The organism is Halorussus ruber, assembly GCF_004765785.1.
In the GTDB taxonomy this organism is placed as follows: domain Archaea; phylum Halobacteriota; class Halobacteria; order Halobacteriales; family Haladaptataceae; genus Halorussus; species Halorussus ruber.
Genome location: NZ_SBIT01000001.1, coordinates 1 through 16522, shown reverse-complemented (window position 1 = coordinate 16522; position 16522 = coordinate 1). Strand labels below are relative to the sequence as shown.

Sequence of the window (16522 nt, the reverse complement as noted above, 5' to 3'; positions counted from 1 at the left end):
GTGCGCTGCCGGGACGAAACTTTACTCGTCTTCGATTTGACCACCGCGTCTCCGGTTTGCGATGTTGTCCGATGCGCTCTTTCCGTGGTGGCATTCGTTACACAGGGTTCGGAGATTCGCTGGGTCGTTCACGGCGTCCGGGTCCTCGTAGTCAACGAACGACTCGATGTGGTCGACCTCCATATATCGGACGTCGGGATGGTCAGCATCCCGTCTACAGATTTCACAGCGTCCCTGACGTTCCAGTTGCTCGAATCGTGCCTTCGCGGAGATACGTGACCTCTCTTCCACGTCCTGAATTTCCACGACAAAATAGTCGTTCTGTCCTAATTCGCTCCGAGTGCGTGTACTGTCGATTACGAAGCCTTCCTCGTTGCGGAGTTCACGAACTCGGCGGGCGTGCTGACTAATGCCACTAATCTGGGCTAGTCGTTCGGAACGGACTGGTTCGCCCACCTTATCTCGAAGATATTCGCGGATTCGGCCTTTTCCGCTCGTCTCCTGAAAGATTGCGGCATACAAATCTGACTGATGGTCGTTGAGATCGTCGATAGTCCATGTAGTCTGTGAACTGATGTTCCCAGTTCTCCCTGCTGATATTCTCGGGGTCTATTTCCTCTAACTCAGCTACGACAGTTCGTGCCTTTTCCAACACGTCGTCGTACGCCGCCTCGAATTCTTTCGGCATACAGTCCGGCAAAACCCAACCTGTCACAAATTTTTGTTACTATGAAACGTATTGTGTTACGCATCTATGTAACAAACAGGCAAAAAACAACACGTGTTACCTAAATACGATGGACCTAATGGAAGTCGGGAAAGCGCTTTCGAACGAAACTCGGTTGAGACTCCTCCAGTTACTCGCTGATAAATCAGACTCTGCAAGTGGAGTGCATGAGCGGTACGTAAATGAATACGATGACCGAAAGCACCGCGAGAGCATCTATCGTGCGCTGGAAAAATTAGTAGAGGTCCAGATTTTGACGAAAGAATACCAAAAAGAGAGTGGGCTAGTTTATCATTTAGCCAACGAGCAACTCGTAGTCGACCTTCGAGAGCTTTCCGTCGAGCCAATTTCCGCCGAACTCGGCAAAACTGAGTAAATCGAACTTCTCCTAAAAAGCAGCGAGGACCTCGAAACGACCGGACAGCTACTGCTCCGACGATTTATCAGCCTCCGCGTCGTCCTACTCCGGAACCGTGCGAAACCCGTTCACCAGCGACGAGGCAACCGAATCAGACCGAGACGATACCGACGCCATGCTCATCGACCGTCTCCTGCCCGAGTACGACGAGACGGTGGTCCGCCGGACCGTCGTTGACGCCGACTCCGAGACCACCTATCGAGCGATGCTCGACGCGAATCTCCTCGATACCGGTCCGGTGGTGCGCGCTCTCGGACGACTCTGCGACCTGCCGACCGCGCTGGCCAACCGACTCAGCGGGACGACCCGCGACCCGCCGCCAGAGGAGCTACGCTTCGCCGACATCTCCAATTCTGCGGAGTGGGCCAAACTCGCCGAAGCGCCGGGCGAGGAGTTCGTCTTCGGCGCGGTCGGGAAGTTCTGGCAACCCGACATCGAGTGGCGGCGGGTCGCCCCCGACGAGTTCGCGGGGTTCGACGACCCGGGGTACGCGAAACTCGCGGTCGGCCTGTCGGTCCGGCCCGACGGCGACGGTCGGACCCTGCTGTCCTACGAGGCCCGCACCGCGACGACGAGCGAGGAGGCCCGCCGGAGCTTCCGGCGCTACTGGCGGGTCATCGGCCCCTTCGCGGGGTACCTGATGGCCCGGGCGCTCGACCGCATCGAGGCCGACGCCGAGGCGCTGGCCGAGGAGAAAGCGGGAGACGGCGGTCGAAGAGCAGTCGGGCGACTCGCCGCGATTGCCGGGGCCGCGACCCTCGCCGGTGCGTACCACTTCGCGGTCCGGCCGTGGCACCGCCGCTGGGGGACGACCGACGACGAGGCCCACGCGCTCCTGCCGGGCGACGACCTGCTCCCGAACGCCACAGACCAAGTTACCCACGCGGTCGAAATCGACGCGCCCGTCCAAGAAGTCTGGCCGTGGCTCGTCCAAATCGGGCAGAGCCGCGGCGGATTCTACAGCTACGACTGGCTGGAGAACCTCGTCGGTGCCGACATCCACAACGCCGACTGGATTCTGCCCGACCAGCAGGACCTCGCAGAGGGCGACACCGTCCGACTGGCTCCCGAGGACTACGCGGTCTCCTCGACCGAGTCGGCACCCGAGGTTGCCCTACTGGAACCGGAACGCACGCTGGTCCTCCGGCCACTGGAGGGCCAGTCACCGGAAGACTCGCCGCGCTGGACGTGGGCGTTCGTCCTGAAGCCGACCGAGAGGGGGACGACACGCCTGTTGGCCCGGATGCGCTCGGATCCGTCCCGGCCCTCGGTTGGCCCGCTGGCGAAGGTGTCGATTCTCGGCGGGGCACTCGACTACCTCTTCTGGGAACCGGCCCACTTCGTCATGGAGCGCAAGATGCTGTTGGGCATCAAGCGGCGGGTCGAGACGAGGAAATGGGAGGAGTCGCCCGCCGCGCGGTGACACTCCCGAGGCTCGACCTCCGCCCGAAGAACGGACCGCTTTTCCCACCCATCTCCCCAACACACTTCATGGACCGGCTTCACGAGTCCCTGCACGACGCGCCGATTATCGACAAGGACGGCTACCAGTACCTCGTTCACCCCATCAGCAACGGGGTCCCGATGCTCGAACCCGAACTCCTCCGCGAGGTCGTCGTGGGCGTCTCGCAGGCCGCGGACCTCGACGTGGACAAAATCGTCGCGGCCTCCGGCGAGGACTGACTCCTCGCCGCTCGGTTTCGGCCGGTGTAACGTTTCTGACCAACCCACCCGACTATTAGCTTCGGCGTCGTCATCCCGTCTCGCATGAGTGGGGGAGAATCCGAAACCGACGTACTCGTCAGCGCCGACTGGGTCGAAGACCACTTAGAGGAGTTCCAGAGCGACGACCCGGAGTACCGAATCGTGGAGGTAAACAGCCCCGAGAGTCCCGACGAGGACTTCCCGTCGCGCTACGACCAAGGGCACATTCCGGGGGCTATCGGCCTCCAGTGGGACGAGGACCTCTCGGACCAGGACGAGCGCGACATCCTGAAGAAGGAGGACTTCGAGGAGTTGGTCGGAAATCGCGGCATCGCCGCGGACTCGACGGTCGTCTTCTACGGGAACGGGTGGATAGCCAATTGGTTCGCGCTGTTCGCCTACTGGGAGTTCAAGTACTACGGCCACGAGGACTGTCGGGTCCTCGACGGCGGGAAGAAGTACTGGGTGAACGAGGAGTACCCGATGACCGACGAGGTCCCCGACTTCCCGTCCCAAGAGTACCACGCCCGCGGCCCCTTCGAGAGCATCCGGGCGTACAAAGACGACGTGGACAAGGCCATCGACAGCGGCCTGCCGATGGTGGACGTTCGCTCGCCCGAGGAGTTCTCCGGCGAGAAAATCGCGCCCGAGGGGATGCGAGAGACCGCCCAGCGCGGCGGCCACATCCCCGGGGCCTCGAACGTCCCGGTCGCGCAGGTCCTCAACGACGACGGGACGTTCAAGAGCGCCGACGAGCTCCGGCAACTCTACGCGGATCACGACGTGGACGGCGAGGAGTCGGTCATCACCTACTGTCGCGTCGGCGAACGCTCCTCGATCGAGTGGTTCGCGCTCCACGAACTGCTGGGCTTCGACGACGTGCGCAACTACGACGGGTCGTGGACCGAGTGGGGCAACCTCGTCCGCGCGCCCATCGAGAAAGGTTCCGAGTGACCGAGCGGACCGCCGACCGACGCGCGAAAGCAATCTAAGCACTTCTTTAGGAAATAAGGATATTTTCTAAGTAATGCTATAACTAGGTTAGGGGAGGACACGCCGCCGTCCGAGAAATCCTTATTTCATCCGCCCGTTAGGTGCGGTATGGCCGGTCGCGCGACGTCGACCGACGACCGCGGGTTTCGGGAGTCGGTGCGGTTCTACCTCCTCGACCACGAGACCGAGCTGGGCAAGACTATCGACATCTCGCTGTTGGTGCTCAACCTCGCGTTCGTCGGCATCTTCGTGGCCGAGACCTACCCGATTTCCCAGCGAACGAGGAGCCTCCTCTGGCAGACCGAAATCGCCATCACCGGCGTGTTTCTGGTCGAGTACGTCCTCCGACTCTACGGCGCACAGGACCGGACCGACGAGGCCCTCGACCCCTACACCATCGTGGATTTGCTCTCGATTCTGCCCACGCTGGTCCTGCTGGTCTCGCCCGTTCCGGCGCTCGCGGCCAACATCGGCTTCCTCCGCGTGGTCCGGGTCGTCCGCGTCCTGCGGTTCTACCGGTTCACCAAGGACGAGGAGTTCTTCTTCGGCACCATCGAGGTCGGGACCCTGCGCGCGGTCAAACTCCTGTTGACGGTTCTGGTCGTCCTCTTCACCGCCGCGGGGCTGTTCTACACGGCCGAACATCGCGCCAACCCCGCGATAGAAACCTTCGGCGACTCCTTTTATTACACGGTCGTCGCGCTCTCGACGGTCGGCTTCGGCGACATCGTCCCGGCGACTCGCCTCGGTCGCTGGGTGACCGTGGCGGCGATTCTGGCGGGCATCATCCTCATCCCGTGGCAGGCGAGTCGTATCGTCAAAGCGTGGTCGAGCGGCGAGAAGGTGGACGTGACGTGTCCGAACTGCGGCCTCTCGAAACACGACGCCGACGCCTCCCACTGCAAGGCCTGCGGGCACGTCATCTATCAGGAGTACGACGAGGAGAGCTGACCAGTCGGTCGGTCTGCTAATGAGTATATTGCAAAAATTGCACAATACGAACACAACACTAATACAACCCAGTAGCTTAGGGACGGATACAATCGATGAGCCAAGTTCCCAGTACGACGCCCGCCGCGCTCGAAGCAGAACTCGAAGACGGCGCACAGATTACTATCGTCGACGTGCGCCAACCCCACGAATTCGAGCGCGACCACATCGAGTCACCCGCTGCCGAGACTATCAACGTCCCCCTTCAACAACTCCAGACGCTCTCTCCCGAGCGAGTCCTCTCGGACGTCCCGACCGACGAAGTCGTCACCGTCTGTACCTCCGGCAGTCGAAGCAGGATGGCGACCCAACTGTTCAATCAGGCCGGAATCGACGCCCGGAACCTGCAGGGCGGAATGCGGAGTTGGACACGACGTATCTCGTAACCACGCCGCCGAGTCGACCGCCGATTTTCGCTCAGGGAAGCAGTTTCCGAATCGCGGACGAGATTCGATACACCAGCGTGTTCTGGTCGTAGTGACGCCACCCGGTATAGCCGCCCGAGAGCGTCGTCGCGTCGTAGCCCTCCTCTCGCAGGTGGCTCGACGCCTTCTTGGCGACGACTCCGGCCTTGCAGACGGTCACGACCTCGGCGTCTTTCGGAATCCGGTCGAGATGCTCGTCGAGCGCCCCGTGGTCGCCGCCCCGCAGGTCGTGGTAGACCGGGGCGTTGTAGCTTCCGTCGATGTGGTCGCTCTGGTAGTTCTCCCGCGGTCGAACGTCGAGGACGAACACGTCGTCGCTCGACAGTCGCTCGTCGAGTTCCGAGGGTCGAATCTTGCTCATGTCTCTCAATACTGTTTCGAGTCGTATAGGTACCGCGTTTTCGGCAACGGTCGAAAAGAGTCCGGTTTCGGGGGTCCGACGCTTCTCGGCGCTTCAGAACAGGCTGAGCGGGTTCAGCATGCTCACGAACGTGAGGAGGTTCTCCTGCGAGAAGCGAATCACGTCCACGACGAGGTACTCGGTCTGCACGATGAGTTCCTCGGTGTAGACGATGCGGTCTGCCATCTCCCCGATGCGGTCGGCCATCTCCCCGATTTGGTCTTGCGTGTACTCGACGCCGTCGAGGCTCTCCAGATACAGCACCTCGCCCGTCTCGCTGAGAACCACGACGACCTCGTCCACGCGACAGCATCCGTTGGGAACCTGAATCAGGTAGTAGGTACTCCCGTCCTGTAGGGGCGCGTAGATGAACGACTCGCCGAGGCTGGTCTGAGCGAACGAGAAGGCGTCGCCCGAGTAGAGTTCTATCTCGTACCCGTCGGTCGCCGCGCTCGCAGTTCCGGTCGCGGCGACGCCGCCGAGTGCTACTGTCCCGAGTCCGCCGAGGAATGTTCTCCGTCTCATTGGTGGTCACGCCCGGTCGGTCGGCAACCCTGCCGACAGACACCGGGCAATATTGTATTCTTACCGCAAGACTGTTTGAGTGTTTCGCATCGACCTCTGCCGGAAGCGGAAGTAGTCGCCTCCGGTCGCCGGGAGAGTAGTAACCCCGGATATAATGTCGTGTTTCGGGACGCTGGGGCGCCACAGCGGCTAATTGTGACACGCTACCGATGGCGAAAAACCGGTAACGACGCGCGGTTCCGACGCCGTTTAGACGGATAGACACCAACATGATATTGTACAATACTCACATGACTACGCGAAACGGAATCGAGATGGAGAAGTTAGAGAAGCTCACCGAAGCGGCCGAGGCCGACCCCGAGAACGCCGTCTTCTCGTTCAGCGCCGAAACCGAGTGGGCAGGCGAACCGACTTGCGAGACGACCGTCAGCGACATCGTGAAGGGCGGCAAGGTCGCCGAATCCCCCGAGTTCACGATGGAAGGTGCGCTGATGGGCCACCGCGAGGCACCGACCGCGACCGAACAGCTTCTGGGCGCGCTCGGCACCTGTCTGACCGTCAGCTACGCGGCCCACGGCGCGAAACTGGGCATCGACATCGACCGACTGCGCTTCGAGTTCGAGGGCGAGGTGGACATGCGCGGACTCCTCGGCATCGCCGACGTTCGACCGGGTTACGACGAAATCGAGTGTACCGCCCACATCGAGACCGACGCGACAGACGAGGAACTCGAGGAGTTGAAGACGGTTGCGCGGGAGAACTCGCCGCTCGTGGACAACCTGACCAACGACGTGTCGCTGTCGTTCGACCTCCAGCGCGCCGAATAGCGGACAGGCGGGAACGGCTCCGCGTCCCGATTACTGATTTTCCTCGCGCTCCGACGAAGACATCTTCCACGCAGCTACACGTCCCACAACTCGGCCCCGACGAGCGCGACGGTGCCGACCAGCGCGAACCCGACCAGCGCGAAGTAGGGCAGTTTCGGCGGCGGGTCGAAGGGTGCCCACCCGACGAGGAGGCCGACGACGGGAATCAGCGTGAAGACGACGACGAACGCGAGGACGGAGACCCGGAGGACGGTCGCCGCGGTGTCGAGTTTGTCGAACAGCGACGACCCCTCGCCGCCCTCGTCGTCGCCACTCTCGTCTGCCCGCACCTCGGACGAGACCGCCGGTTCGGGCGAGGAGGTGCCGACGTCGGGCGACGACTGCTCCTCGGTCGAGGACTCGGAGTTCGAGACGGACGACATAGGTGTCGTGTCGCCCCGGAGGCAAATCGGTCTGTCGGTCGAACCGGTCTGTCGGTCGAATCGGTCTGTCGGTCGGATGGAGCGGATGGGCGCTCTGCGGAGCAGTCGCTCGGGCGGCCACACGACCTAACAGCGTGGCCGCCGACCAAACACCCATGCCAGAGTACGAGCGACTCGGCGGCGCGTCGGTCAGCGGCAACTCCCAAGAGCTACCGGTCCCCCAGCAGGCCGTCAACATGGAACTGGTCAAGCAGGGCGGCGAGGTCTACTGGGGCGTCCGCGAGGAGGACGGGGCGGTGGTCGCCTCCCAACTCTACGACCCGGTAGAGGACGACCCCGGCATTCGATTCCTGACCAGCACGGTCATCCGCGACGACAGCCGACAGCTACGGGTTCCCGACGCGGTGTTCGACCACTGGGACGACATCGTGGAGAGCGGGTCGGGCGTCGTCGGCGGCGACCGACTCGAATTCGTGACGACCGACGAGATGGCCGAGGACGAACAGATGCTGGTGCTTCCGGAGTGGCAGGTCGAGGACGTGGTCGGCGAGAGCGAGTAGCTATTCTTCGGTTTCTTCCCGCCTCGCCCGCCCGTGGTCGGTGCAGAGAATATCGCCCGTCTCGGTGTCGAAGAAGAACTCGTCGCCCGTCTCGATTCGCTCGCCGCAGACGCCGCAGCCGTCCTCGTGGGTCAGGAAGTACTTGCCCTCGCTTCGACCGGTTTCGAGTCGGTCGGCCTGTCTGGCGAACTTCACGATGGCCTCGCCGATTTGGGTCCGCTCGGGGGCGTCGGCCTCCTCGAAGTGAATGATGGGCATACCTCCGGCGTACCACCGCGAGGCGGATAAGTCTCGGCCCAAACCCTCAATTTCGACCGCGCCCTACTACGTTTCGTATTTTTCCCCACATGGACATCCAAGACTACGAACTCCGCGAGCGAATCGAGCGCGTCGAAGCCGCCGAGGCGACCGAGAACGACCTCCTGACCGTGGCGATTCCGCCAGACGCGTCGGTCGGCGAGGCCTTGGAGCGCGTCGAGGAGGACCGCGCCGAGGCCGAGTACATCAGCGAGAAGGGCGAGGACGCCGCGTATCTCGACGCGCTCGAAGCCCTCCGGAAGGTGTTCCAGCGCCGCGACTCGACGCCCGAGAACGGCCTCATCGTCTACGCCGGAGTGGTGGACGGCGACGTGGTCGAGTACGTCTTCGACGACCTCTCGACGCCCGTCTCGGAGTTCACCTACGAGCGCGACAACGAGTTCGACACCGACCTGCTGGAGGCCACCCACGGGTCGTCCCAGACCTTCGGCCTGCTGGTCGTGGAACGCGGCGGGGCGGTCCTCGGCCTCTCGGAGGGCGACGACGTGGAGAAAATCGAGACGTTCGACAGCGACGTGATGGGCAAGACCAAGGCGGGCGGCCAGTCGGCTCAGCGGTTCGCGCGCGAGCGCGAACGACAAAAAGAGGAGTTCTTCGAGACGGTGGCCGACGAGGCCGAGCGGGCGTTTCTGGGCCACCACGGCGAGGAGTCCGACGGCGCGGCGGAGGGCATCGACGGCCTGCTTCTGGGCGGCACCGAGATTACGGTCGAGGACTTCAGCGAGGGCGACCACCTCGACTACCGCCTCGAAGACGCCATCGTCGAGGGGACGTTCTCGGTCGAGTACGCCACCGAGCAGGGACTCCGCCAACTCGTGGAGAAGGCCAGCGAGCAGCTTCGAGACGCCGAGCGCGAGGAGATGCGCGAGGCGCTCGACCACTTTTTCGAGGCGCTCCACGTCGATAGCGAGGCCGAATCCGCTGCCGACAGCGACGCCGACGACACCGAGGTGGTCTACGGCCGCGAGAAAGTCGAGGAGGCCCTGGACTACGACGCGGTCGAGACGGTGCTGGTCTCGGAGGACCTCTCGCCCGAGGCGGTCGAGGAGATTCAGGAGCGCGCCGACAGCGAGGGCGGAGAGTGCCTCGTCGTCCCGACCGACTTCGCCCGCGGCGAGCAGTTCCGCGAGGGGTTCGACGGCGTGGCCGCGATTCTGCGGTTCGCCATCGAGTGAGTCAGTACGTCTTGTAGCTCGCCGACCCGACATCGACCCGGACTAGCACGTTCTCGGGGTACTCGTCGGCCTCCGCGCCGTACTTCGGGTTGATTCGCGCGGCGGCCTCCCGCCGTTCCTCCTCGTCCTCGACGACGGTCGCGGTCCCGCGGAGCGTCACCCGCCACCGGGCCTGCCCCTCGTCGTCCTGCTGGACCGAGATGGCGACACGGGGGTTCTCGCGGACGTTCGCCAGTTTTCGGCCGGTGGTCAAGACCTCGACCGTCCCCTCGTCGTAGTGGTACCAGACCGGCGCGACGTGGGGTCGCTCGTCGGTGCAAGTGGCGAAGTGGGCCATCAGGGGTTGGCTGGTCAGTAGCTCCTCGGCCGCGGCCGGGACTGGGTTGGCCATGAGTCTCGTTCGGTCCGAAGCGAGAAAAAGCGTTCCCGAGCGAGGAGACAGTCAGAGCAACAGCCACGCCAGCAGGGCCACGATAATCAGCTTCTTGACGATGATGACCGCGATGACCAACTGCTTGGTCGTCATGGTGCGCGAGACCCGGACGAGTCGCCGGAGAACCTTCGGCGACCGGGCCAACTCCCGCACGAGGAGGCGAAGCTCCGTCACGAAGGTCTGGCCCGCCGACCCCTCGCCCTCGACGTACTCGACGTGGGCCTCGGGCACCCACTCGCTCCCGGTGTAGACGACCGGAATCTCCTCGGCCTCCAGAAACGACACCTGCTCGAAGTCGAACCCCTTGGATTCGGCGAGGGCTTCGAGTTTCAGCACTTCGCGGTCGCTGTCGAGGTCGTAGACCAACCGCTCGGTGTCGGTGGTCCAGTCGAACCCGACCGTGAGGACGACCCGGCGCTCGCCGACGAACACGTCCCGGACCTCGGCCCGCTCGGCGTTGCCCTGCCGCTCTTTCTTCTTCGTCCGGAGGCGCTCGTACTCGGTCGGGGACGCCGATTCGTCGGTCGTCGGACTCGATGCGTCCCCGCTCGCGGTCCCGTCGCTGGCGGTTCGACTCATCGGTTCTCGTCCGGAAGTAGTCGCCGAGCCATCATAAGTGTGACCCGAAGTGGCATGCCCGAGGGCGGTGTTTAGGCAAGCGTGACCAACCGCTGCACTACGCTCGGTGTTCCAACCGCATCCCTGGCGGACTGAAAGGGCGACCGCGAACCGCGCGAGGGCTTTCGAGACCTAATTCCATCTGCTCGAAATCGGAACTTCTCCTGCGTATCCGAAGACTCTCGTACGCGGCCCGAACGCATTCAGGCCGAGAAACCGAACCGGTCTCCATGGCCGACTACAAGAACGACCAAATCGGCAAGCGGGTCGTCGCCCAGAGCGGCGTCGCAATCGGTTCGGTCCAAGACATCCGCGACGGCGACATGTACGTCGCGGTCGAGGCGACCGACGACGACGCGGTGTCCCAACTCGGGTGGGACGAGATGGTCAATCAGGACGTGCATCGACTGCCCGACGAGTACGTCTCGAACGTGACCGAGAGTACGGTGCGACTGCGAGTGTGACGAGCAAAAGAACTCGGGGCAGCGGAAAGTGTCTTCCGGGGGCCGACGAACTTTCGTGTCCGACTGCCCTACCACGGTTCGGATGAACTGGCCGAAGACGGAACTTCGCATCGGCCTGCCGGAACTGGGCGACGACTAGCGAGCGCTCGACTGGTTGGTGCTGAACGGCGACAGGTTGGTGGTCGCCGGACTCCTGCTCGTGGTGGTGTTCGCGCTCCTCGTGGCAGTCGAACTCGTCGTCCTGCGAGCGGTCCGGTGGTCGGTGCCGCTACTCTGTGAGTCGCCTCCGGCAAATCGACGTGGCGCGCCAGTACTTCAAGACGCTGTTCATGCAGAGCGAGTTGGCCTCGCTGTCGAGAATCCTGCTCTCCGTCGGCGTCCCGGCGGAAATCGTCTCGACGATGATGCTGGTCGCGGCGGCGGGACCGTCGGCCCAGACGTTCTACGGCGGCGTCCCGCCCTTGCTCCTCGCGGCGACGGTCGCGGTCGGGTTCGCCCCGCTGGCGGTGCTGTTCGCGTTCGTCCTCCGCATCGCCACCGTGGCCCAGCGGACCGCCGCGATTACGCCGTTCACCACACACGAGCAGCAGCCGTAGAGACAGAATTACGATTATTTTGAAATTGTATAGATTTCCCTAGCCAATGTATTCATTTCCGAAGCGGCAGACCTCGGTCAGGCGGCGTCGGCGGCGTCGACGGTGCTGGCAGTGCCAGCCAGCGGCACGCCGTCGGCGGTGCGTCCGGCGAGGCGTCCGGCCGAGTCGCCGGGCGGGCGGGGGAACTGGACGCGCAGGTCGCCGTCGCGGGCGTCGGTCTCGACCGGGGCCGACCCGCTTCCCATCGCCAGCGCGGTCGGCGCGCCGAATCGCAGGGAGTCTACCGCGACCGACCCGGCCGGGTCGAAGTCCGAGTCGCCGCGGATGACGACCGTGACGTACTCGTCCCCGCAGTCGCGCTCGCAGATTTCGACGTTCGCCTCGCGGTAGACCGTCAGCGTCTGGCGGACCGTCTCGGTCCGGCCGTCGCCGTCGGTGGCGGTCAGCGTAATCGACTGCTCGCCAGCGGAGTCGAAGATGTTGCTCGCCTTCCGACCGGTCGCGGTCGAACCGTCGCTGAACTCCCACTCGTACTCCACGCCAGACTCGTCGTGGTCGGCCTCCACCAGAATCGGACTGTCCACGACGGGGGCGCTCGGGGCGTATTTCACGTTCACCGTCGGTCGGTCGAGCGTCTCGTCCGTGTCGCTACTTGACTTGTCAAGGTATGCCGCTGTGTTGGTCATATGGTTCCAGAGAGATGAAAGGGGAATAAAACTTCGGGTTTTTAGATATAAGCCTTGTGGCCGCCCCCCGTCCGCTGAGAGAAACGCGACCAGTTTCGCTCGCCGCGCTATCCCTCGCTTTCTTCGTCCTCGAATTCCAACGCGGCCGAATTGATGCAGTAGCGCTTGCCGGTCGGTTCCGGGCCGTCCTCGAAGACGTGCCCGAGGTGTCCCTCGCAGTTCGCGCACAGCACTTCGATTCGGTCCATCCCCTTGCTGGTGTCCCGGCGGGTCTCGATGCGGTCGTCGTCGGTGTCGTAGAAACTCGGCCATCCGCACCCCGACTCGTACTTGGTGTCGGACTCGAACAGTTCCGCGCCGCACCCCGCACAGGCGTAGGTGCCGTCGTCCTTGCGGTCGACGTGTTCTCCCGAGAACGGCCGCTCGGTCCCGGCCTCGCGGAGGATTCGATACTCCTCGTCGGACAGTTTCTCGCGCCACTCGGCCTCGGTCTCGGGCAGATCGTCGGTCCTCTCGGTCTTCTCGCTCATGGCTCCGGATTGGGTCTCGGGAGGGTTAGAGGTTGCGCGGACGAGAGCAGTTCGTCAGAAGTCAATCGGTCCGTCGCCCGGTCACCTCGGCCATCTCCATCTCGTAGACGGCGGCGTCCACGTCCTCGATGGACTCGTTGAACAGCCGGAACGGCTCGAACTGCTCGTTGATTTCCCGGTCCGACTCCGGCGGGAGTTCGCGGAGCGACCCGCGAACCATGACGCTCCACGAGGACCGCTCGCTCTCTTTCTCGTAGAGAACCAGCGTGGCTCGCTCGGTGGTTTCGAGGTAGTCCATCTTCGTGCTGTCGTCGCGCTCGCCCAGTCGGACGACGAGGCGCTCGCCGTCGTAGTGGTACCCCACCGGAATCGCGTAGGCGTCGCCGTCGTCCGCCAGCGAGAGGACGCCGATGTCGTTCTCGCGGAGGTACTCGTCTAACTCCTCGTCGGTCATGCCGAAAGTGTAGACGTACTCGACGTGTTCCATACCGGACCAACGACGCCCACCCTGATAACCGCTTCCGACGGTCGCCCCGACTCCCGGTTAGCCGAGCACGATGTCCAGATACAGCATCACCGCCACGCCGACCATCGTCCCGAGGGTCGCCACTCGCTCGTGACCCCGAGCGTGAGTCTCGGGGACGATTTCGTCGCTGATGACGAACAGCATCCCGCCCGCCGCGAACCCCATCGCGTAGGGCAACATCGGCGCGGCGAGACCGACCGCGAGCGCGCCGAACACCGCCAGCGGAATCTCCACGAGTCCGGCCCGGACGCCAGCGAGCGTGGCGTAGAACAGCGACCCGAACCCGGCGTTGGCGGCCGCGACCGACACCGCCAGCCCCTCGGGGATGTTCTGGATGCCGATTGCGAGCATCAGCGCCAGCGCGTCGCCGAGGTTGCCCGACCCGAAACCGACCCCGACCGCCAGTCCCTCGGGCATGTTGTGGAGCGTAATGGCGACGATAAAGAGCAGCACCGAGGCAGTCCGGTCGTCCTCGGGGTCGATTCGCGCCCGACCGGTGGCGGTGTCCTCCTCGATTCGGGGGTCACCGTCGCTCCTCGACCGAAGTCCGTTCGCCCGGTTCCGCCCCGTAATCACGACGTGGATGTGAGGCACCCACTGGTCGGCGCGGTCGAGCAGGAGGACGCCGAGTGCGAACCCGGCCAGCACCGGTCCGATGCCGCCGATTTCGATGCCGGGGAGGATGAGGCTGGTGAAACTCGCCGAGAGCATCACGCCCGCGGCGAAGCCCAGCGCCCCGTCGAGCGCCCGCTCGGAGGGGTCGGGCCAGACGACGACCAGCGCCGCCCCGAGGGTGTTGAGCGCGGCGATGACGACGCCACCGGCTAACCCCTGCATCACGGGATTGTGCCCGACGATTCGGACGAACAACTCGGTCAGCGTCCCGGCCATCGTTCGAACACTCGACAGTCGGACGCAAAAGTCCGCCGGGAGGAGAAGTTCGCTGGACTGCCCGAGAGATTGAAACCCCCACGCGACCAACAGGAGCTATGCGCGTCTGTGACATCTGCGAGGACCGCAAGCCCGACGGGACGCGACTCGTCGCTCGCAACGGGGGCGACATGTGGGTCTGCCACGGGTGCATGATGCAGGCGGTCACCAACAAGGCAGACGAGTTGTCCTATCGAGACTGGTGATTGGGACGGTCCCGTCGTCAGCGATTCACCGACGCTATCGTCTGCGACAACCGGACGTCGGAACCGCGTCGGTTTGTTTCGAATCTATGGATTTCGAGGAATCTACCTAGATTTATGAAGTGTGGGTGTGAGACACAACCAAGGATATGAGTCAGTCCCCGGACAGCTCGAACGGCGAACCGACCGCGAACAATCCCGCCAGTCCCGGCCCCCGAGTTCGGTCGCTCGACGCGATTTTCGAGCTCCTCGGACCTGAGCGCCGCCGAAACGCTCTCTACGTGCTGTATCGCCACTCAGGGCCGATGGCGCTGGCCGACCTCGCCGAGGAGGTCGCCGCGCTCGAAGACGCACCGACCGAGCGGGTCGCGGCCGGTCTCCACCACGTCCACGTCCCGAAGCTCGCCGAAGAAGCTGTCGTCGAGTACGACGCCGACGAGGGTCTCGTGGGACTCTCGGAGCCGTCCGCGCGATTCCGAGCGTTTCTGGAAGCCGCCGCAGAAGACGAGTCTCGCCGACTTCGCCGCGCCTCGGAGAGCGCCACGCTCTCGGAGTTCTGATTTCGTCGGACAGCGTCCTCGCGTCACTCGGAGTCGAGTGGACAGCGTCCTCGCGTCACTCGGAGTCGAGTGGACAGCGTCCTCGCGTCACTCGGAGTCGAGTGGACAGCGTCCCGGCGTCACTCGGGGTCGAGCCGCCACCCGTCCTCGACGTGTTCGACGCCCGCCAGCGCCGCCAGCGCCGGACGGACGCACTCTCGCAACCACGACGAGGCGTCGTCGTATCCCGCCTCGTTGTCGGGGTAGACCTCGGCACAGAGCGTCTCCGAGGAGGCCGGGCCGTGTTCCGCGAGATAGTGACACGCCGCGTAAATCGCGGCGCGCTCGGGTTCGCTGGGGGCCGAGAGCGTCGAGATGTCGTTTTCGAGCTGTCGCGGGAGCCCCCCGTCGTAGTCGTAGGTCGTCCCCGGCATCGGGCCGCGCTGCTCGTCGGTCGCCGTGTGGCCCGGCAACCACCAGACCGTCTCCTCGCCGATCCGCTTGCGCTTGAGGACGCCCTCGTCGGCGAGCCGTTCGAGGCCCTCGACGGTCGGCGCGCGGCGGTACGGAACCGCGTTTCCGACCTCCTCGGTCGTCAACACCGGGTCGTCGGCCTCGCGGAAGGGCCTGAGAAGCGAGTCGTCGGCGAGTGAGGACGGTCCTCCGTCCGGGGTGGGCGGCGACGGGGACTCCTCGGAGTCCTGCGTCATTGTCGATAGCAGGGCCGGGACGGGGAAAAGGGTTGTCGCCCCGCCCGCTGGCGGTTTCGGTTTGAGATACGAACTTGAGTCGTCACCCGCCCTGCACGAGCAAGTCGAGGGCGAGATACGCCGCCGCGCCGGTGGCGAAGACGCCGAGCGCGAACAGCGCGTAGTTCCACGCGGTGCTGTCGGCGGGCGTCACCGACAGCGAGTAGCGCCGGTCGGTCAGCGGCCACAGCAGCGCGACTCCCATCGGCGTCAGCAGGTCTGCCACGAGGTGCGCGAGGAGCGCCAGCGCCACGATTCCGGCGGCGAACGCGGAAAGCGGGAGGGGGCCGACTGCTGGCGCGTCGAGGTTCGCCGCCTTCGCACCTGCGCCGACCGCGGCCCACACGCTCCCGGCGAGGAGTCCTGCGAAGGCGAGGGTGTGGGTCGCGCCCCGGTGGGTGAGAAAGGGAATCCGGTGGTCCCAGTCGGGGAGCATCGTCGTCCAGAGGACGGCCGCGCCGCCGAGGACCGCGGCGGTCGGGTGCTGGAGGGCGAGGAGCCACCCGCCGACGGGGGCGTAGAGCGCGAGCGCCACGCCGAGATGTCCTGTTCGGAACACGGTGGGTGGTGGTTTTCGAGGTGACTTGATTATGACGGAGTGGGTCGGGTTGTTTCTTCGAGAGTTCGGGCCGCAGAGATTGACATCCTCCCCGCCCTGAAGGGCGAGGATTCCCACGGCACCGCACCGCTGGATTGGGATGGTTACGGTTTGTAGCCGCCACGTTGGACAGCTACTGGCTGTGCCAATCAGCCGTTACTCCTAT

Annotated in this window: 25 protein-coding genes and 1 pseudogene; 12 read left to right on the top strand and 14 right to left on the bottom strand. The window is 64.4% G+C overall.

The annotated features are described in order from the left end of the window. Nucleotides 1-21: 21 nt before the first annotated feature. Both EPL01_RS22370 and EPL01_RS04625 read right to left on the bottom strand, forming a co-directional pair. Nucleotides 22-291, bottom strand: a complete 270-nt coding sequence (locus EPL01_RS22370) for an HNH endonuclease (protein ID WP_281275342.1) — start codon at nt 289-291, stop codon at nt 22-24. Nucleotides 292-457: 166 nt separating this feature from the next. Then, a complete protein-coding gene (locus tag EPL01_RS04625; protein ID WP_135824095.1) occupies nt 458-688 on the bottom strand; it encodes a hypothetical protein in 231 nt (76 codons plus the stop codon). Nucleotides 689-1200: 512 nt separating this feature from the next. Between EPL01_RS04625 and EPL01_RS21980 the strand changes: the two genes are divergently transcribed. The 5 genes and pseudogenes from EPL01_RS21980 (at nt 1201) to EPL01_RS04590 (ending at nt 5218) form a co-directional block, all read left to right on the top strand. Next, nucleotides 1201-2568 (top strand): SRPBCC family protein, encoded by a 1368-nt coding sequence (locus EPL01_RS21980; RefSeq protein ID WP_210424074.1) that lies wholly within the window; start codon nt 1201-1203, stop codon nt 2566-2568. A 68-nt stretch (nt 2569-2636) separates the two neighbouring features. Continuing rightward, nucleotides 2637-2810 (top strand): annotated as a pseudogene (locus tag EPL01_RS04605) (hypoxanthine/guanine phosphoribosyltransferase); the annotation flags it as partial. A 102-nt stretch (nt 2811-2912) separates the two neighbouring features. Further along, complete coding sequence (locus EPL01_RS04600) at nt 2913-3803, top strand: sulfurtransferase (protein WP_135824093.1); 891 nt, start codon at nt 2913-2915, stop codon at nt 3801-3803. A 147-nt stretch (nt 3804-3950) separates the two neighbouring features. Continuing rightward, complete coding sequence (locus tag EPL01_RS04595) at nt 3951-4793, top strand: ion transporter (protein ID WP_135824092.1); 843 nt, start codon at nt 3951-3953, stop codon at nt 4791-4793. Between the two features lie 95 nt (nt 4794-4888). Next, nucleotides 4889-5218, top strand: a complete 330-nt coding sequence (locus EPL01_RS04590) for a rhodanese-like domain-containing protein (protein ID WP_135824091.1) — start codon at nt 4889-4891, stop codon at nt 5216-5218. Nucleotides 5219-5249: 31 nt separating this feature from the next. Here EPL01_RS04590 and EPL01_RS04585 read toward each other — a convergent pair whose 3' ends face one another. After that, nucleotides 5250-5618 (bottom strand): rhodanese-like domain-containing protein, encoded by a 369-nt coding sequence (locus EPL01_RS04585; RefSeq protein ID WP_135824090.1) that lies wholly within the window; start codon nt 5616-5618, stop codon nt 5250-5252. A gap of 93 nt (nt 5619-5711) precedes the next feature. Beyond that, the gene (locus EPL01_RS04580; RefSeq protein ID WP_135824089.1) at nt 5712-6182 is read right to left on the bottom strand and encodes a hypothetical protein; all 471 of its coding nucleotides are present in this window, start codon (nt 6180-6182) and stop codon (nt 5712-5714) included. Between the two features lie 290 nt (nt 6183-6472). On the opposite strand from EPL01_RS04580, the gene EPL01_RS04575 reads away from it, so the two are divergent. Continuing rightward, nucleotides 6473-7009 carry an OsmC family protein gene (locus tag EPL01_RS04575; RefSeq protein ID WP_135824088.1) on the top strand — a complete coding sequence of 179 codons (537 nt, stop codon included), beginning with the start codon at nt 6473-6475 and terminating at the stop codon, nt 7007-7009. Nucleotides 7010-7083: 74 nt separating this feature from the next. Here the strand turns inward: EPL01_RS04575 and EPL01_RS04570 are convergent, their stop codons facing one another. Continuing rightward, nucleotides 7084-7431, bottom strand: coding sequence for a hypothetical protein (locus EPL01_RS04570; RefSeq protein ID WP_135824087.1), 348 nt, complete (start codon nt 7429-7431; stop codon nt 7084-7086). A 155-nt stretch (nt 7432-7586) separates the two neighbouring features. Between EPL01_RS04570 and EPL01_RS04565 the strand changes: the two genes are divergently transcribed. Beyond that, nucleotides 7587-7991 carry a hypothetical protein gene (locus EPL01_RS04565; RefSeq protein ID WP_135824086.1) on the top strand — a complete coding sequence of 135 codons (405 nt, stop codon included), beginning with the start codon at nt 7587-7589 and terminating at the stop codon, nt 7989-7991. Here the strand turns inward: EPL01_RS04565 and EPL01_RS04560 are convergent, their stop codons facing one another. Next, on the bottom strand, nt 7992-8249 hold the full coding sequence (locus EPL01_RS04560) for a DUF8075 family protein (RefSeq protein ID WP_135824085.1): 258 nt from the start codon (nt 8247-8249) through the stop codon (nt 7992-7994). It lies immediately after the preceding gene. A gap of 89 nt (nt 8250-8338) precedes the next feature. Between EPL01_RS04560 and EPL01_RS04555 the strand changes: the two genes are divergently transcribed. Then, nucleotides 8339-9484 (top strand): Vms1/Ankzf1 family peptidyl-tRNA hydrolase, encoded by a 1146-nt coding sequence (locus EPL01_RS04555; RefSeq protein ID WP_135824084.1) that lies wholly within the window; start codon nt 8339-8341, stop codon nt 9482-9484. A gap of 1 nt (nt 9485) precedes the next feature. Here the strand turns inward: EPL01_RS04555 and EPL01_RS04550 are convergent, their stop codons facing one another. Together EPL01_RS04550 and EPL01_RS04545 are read right to left on the bottom strand one after the other, a co-directional pair. Further along, the gene (locus EPL01_RS04550; RefSeq protein WP_135824083.1) at nt 9486-9875 is read right to left on the bottom strand and encodes a pyridoxamine 5'-phosphate oxidase family protein; all 390 of its coding nucleotides are present in this window, start codon (nt 9873-9875) and stop codon (nt 9486-9488) included. Nucleotides 9876-9926: 51 nt separating this feature from the next. After that, nucleotides 9927-10496, bottom strand: a complete 570-nt coding sequence (locus EPL01_RS04545; RefSeq protein ID WP_135824082.1) for a hypothetical protein — start codon at nt 10494-10496, stop codon at nt 9927-9929. Between the two features lie 269 nt (nt 10497-10765). On the opposite strand from EPL01_RS04545, the gene EPL01_RS04540 reads away from it, so the two are divergent. Then, nucleotides 10766-10999 (top strand): hypothetical protein, encoded by a 234-nt coding sequence (locus tag EPL01_RS04540; RefSeq protein ID WP_135824081.1) that lies wholly within the window; start codon nt 10766-10768, stop codon nt 10997-10999. Nucleotides 11000-11274: 275 nt separating this feature from the next. Further along, nucleotides 11275-11595 (top strand): DUF7972 family membrane protein, encoded by a 321-nt coding sequence (locus EPL01_RS04535; protein WP_135824080.1) that lies wholly within the window; start codon nt 11275-11277, stop codon nt 11593-11595. 77 nt (nt 11596-11672) lie between these two features. Here EPL01_RS04535 and EPL01_RS04530 read toward each other — a convergent pair whose 3' ends face one another. The 4 genes from EPL01_RS04530 to EPL01_RS04515 form a co-directional block, all read right to left on the bottom strand. Further along, on the bottom strand, nt 11673-12281 hold the full coding sequence (locus tag EPL01_RS04530; RefSeq protein WP_135824079.1) for a PKD domain-containing protein: 609 nt from the start codon (nt 12279-12281) through the stop codon (nt 11673-11675). Between the two features lie 107 nt (nt 12282-12388). After that, complete coding sequence (gene msrB / locus EPL01_RS04525; protein WP_135824078.1) at nt 12389-12811, bottom strand: peptide-methionine (R)-S-oxide reductase MsrB; 423 nt, start codon at nt 12809-12811, stop codon at nt 12389-12391. 61 nt (nt 12812-12872) lie between these two features. Beyond that, on the bottom strand, nt 12873-13298 hold the full coding sequence (locus EPL01_RS04520; RefSeq protein ID WP_135824077.1) for a pyridoxamine 5'-phosphate oxidase family protein: 426 nt from the start codon (nt 13296-13298) through the stop codon (nt 12873-12875). A 57-nt stretch (nt 13299-13355) separates the two neighbouring features. Further along, on the bottom strand, nt 13356-14228 hold the full coding sequence (locus EPL01_RS04515) for a ZIP family metal transporter (protein ID WP_135824076.1): 873 nt from the start codon (nt 14226-14228) through the stop codon (nt 13356-13358). 98 nt (nt 14229-14326) lie between these two features. Between EPL01_RS04515 and EPL01_RS21455 the strand changes: the two genes are divergently transcribed. After that, nucleotides 14327-14473 (top strand): hypothetical protein, encoded by a 147-nt coding sequence (locus tag EPL01_RS21455; RefSeq protein WP_168215810.1) that lies wholly within the window; start codon nt 14327-14329, stop codon nt 14471-14473. Nucleotides 14474-14619: 146 nt separating this feature from the next. Beyond that, nucleotides 14620-15030 (top strand): DUF7344 domain-containing protein, encoded by a 411-nt coding sequence (locus tag EPL01_RS04510; protein ID WP_135824075.1) that lies wholly within the window; start codon nt 14620-14622, stop codon nt 15028-15030. 119 nt (nt 15031-15149) lie between these two features. On the opposite strand, the gene EPL01_RS04505 is transcribed toward EPL01_RS04510, so the two are convergent. Further along, nucleotides 15150-15719 carry a hypothetical protein gene (locus EPL01_RS04505; protein ID WP_135824074.1) on the bottom strand — a complete coding sequence of 190 codons (570 nt, stop codon included), beginning with the start codon at nt 15717-15719 and terminating at the stop codon, nt 15150-15152. An 82-nt stretch (nt 15720-15801) separates the two neighbouring features. Further along, nucleotides 15802-16317, bottom strand: coding sequence for a metal-dependent hydrolase (locus tag EPL01_RS04500; protein ID WP_135824073.1), 516 nt, complete (start codon nt 16315-16317; stop codon nt 15802-15804). Nucleotides 16318-16522: the final 205 nt, after the last annotated feature.

What these genes read in the sequence shown, in the direction of transcription:
- msrB (WP_135824078.1), bottom strand. Translation starts at nt 12,811, where the DNA reads ATGAGCGAGAAGACCGAGAGGACCGACGATCTGCCCGAGACCGAGGCC.
- EPL01_RS04625 (WP_135824095.1), bottom strand. Translation starts at nt 688, where the DNA reads ATGCCGAAAGAATTCGAGGCGGCGTACGACGACGTGTTGGAAAAGGCA.
- EPL01_RS04565 (WP_135824086.1), top strand. Translation starts at nt 7,587, where the DNA reads ATGCCAGAGTACGAGCGACTCGGCGGCGCGTCGGTCAGCGGCAACTCC.
- EPL01_RS04575 (WP_135824088.1), top strand. Translation starts at nt 6,473, where the DNA reads ATGACTACGCGAAACGGAATCGAGATGGAGAAGTTAGAGAAGCTCACC.
- EPL01_RS21455 (WP_168215810.1), top strand. Translation starts at nt 14,327, where the DNA reads ATGCGCGTCTGTGACATCTGCGAGGACCGCAAGCCCGACGGGACGCGA.
- EPL01_RS04540 (WP_135824081.1), top strand. Translation starts at nt 10,766, where the DNA reads ATGGCCGACTACAAGAACGACCAAATCGGCAAGCGGGTCGTCGCCCAG.
- EPL01_RS04505 (WP_135824074.1), bottom strand. Translation starts at nt 15,719, where the DNA reads ATGACGCAGGACTCCGAGGAGTCCCCGTCGCCGCCCACCCCGGACGGA.
- EPL01_RS04595 (WP_135824092.1), top strand. Translation starts at nt 3,951, where the DNA reads ATGGCCGGTCGCGCGACGTCGACCGACGACCGCGGGTTTCGGGAGTCG.
- EPL01_RS04545 (WP_135824082.1), bottom strand. Translation starts at nt 10,496, where the DNA reads ATGAGTCGAACCGCCAGCGACGGGACCGCGAGCGGGGACGCATCGAGT.
- EPL01_RS04570 (WP_135824087.1), bottom strand. Translation starts at nt 7,431, where the DNA reads ATGTCGTCCGTCTCGAACTCCGAGTCCTCGACCGAGGAGCAGTCGTCG.
- EPL01_RS04580 (WP_135824089.1), bottom strand. Translation starts at nt 6,182, where the DNA reads ATGAGACGGAGAACATTCCTCGGCGGACTCGGGACAGTAGCACTCGGC.
- EPL01_RS04515 (WP_135824076.1), bottom strand. Translation starts at nt 14,228, where the DNA reads ATGGCCGGGACGCTGACCGAGTTGTTCGTCCGAATCGTCGGGCACAAT.
- EPL01_RS04550 (WP_135824083.1), bottom strand. Translation starts at nt 9,875, where the DNA reads ATGGCCAACCCAGTCCCGGCCGCGGCCGAGGAGCTACTGACCAGCCAA.
- EPL01_RS04590 (WP_135824091.1), top strand. Translation starts at nt 4,889, where the DNA reads ATGAGCCAAGTTCCCAGTACGACGCCCGCCGCGCTCGAAGCAGAACTC.
- EPL01_RS04520 (WP_135824077.1), bottom strand. Translation starts at nt 13,298, where the DNA reads ATGGAACACGTCGAGTACGTCTACACTTTCGGCATGACCGACGAGGAG.
- EPL01_RS04555 (WP_135824084.1), top strand. Translation starts at nt 8,339, where the DNA reads ATGGACATCCAAGACTACGAACTCCGCGAGCGAATCGAGCGCGTCGAA.
- EPL01_RS04585 (WP_135824090.1), bottom strand. Translation starts at nt 5,618, where the DNA reads ATGAGCAAGATTCGACCCTCGGAACTCGACGAGCGACTGTCGAGCGAC.
- EPL01_RS04510 (WP_135824075.1), top strand. Translation starts at nt 14,620, where the DNA reads ATGAGTCAGTCCCCGGACAGCTCGAACGGCGAACCGACCGCGAACAAT.
- EPL01_RS04560 (WP_135824085.1), bottom strand. Translation starts at nt 8,249, where the DNA reads ATGCCCATCATTCACTTCGAGGAGGCCGACGCCCCCGAGCGGACCCAA.
- EPL01_RS04600 (WP_135824093.1), top strand. Translation starts at nt 2,913, where the DNA reads ATGAGTGGGGGAGAATCCGAAACCGACGTACTCGTCAGCGCCGACTGG.
- EPL01_RS04530 (WP_135824079.1), bottom strand. Translation starts at nt 12,281, where the DNA reads ATGACCAACACAGCGGCATACCTTGACAAGTCAAGTAGCGACACGGAC.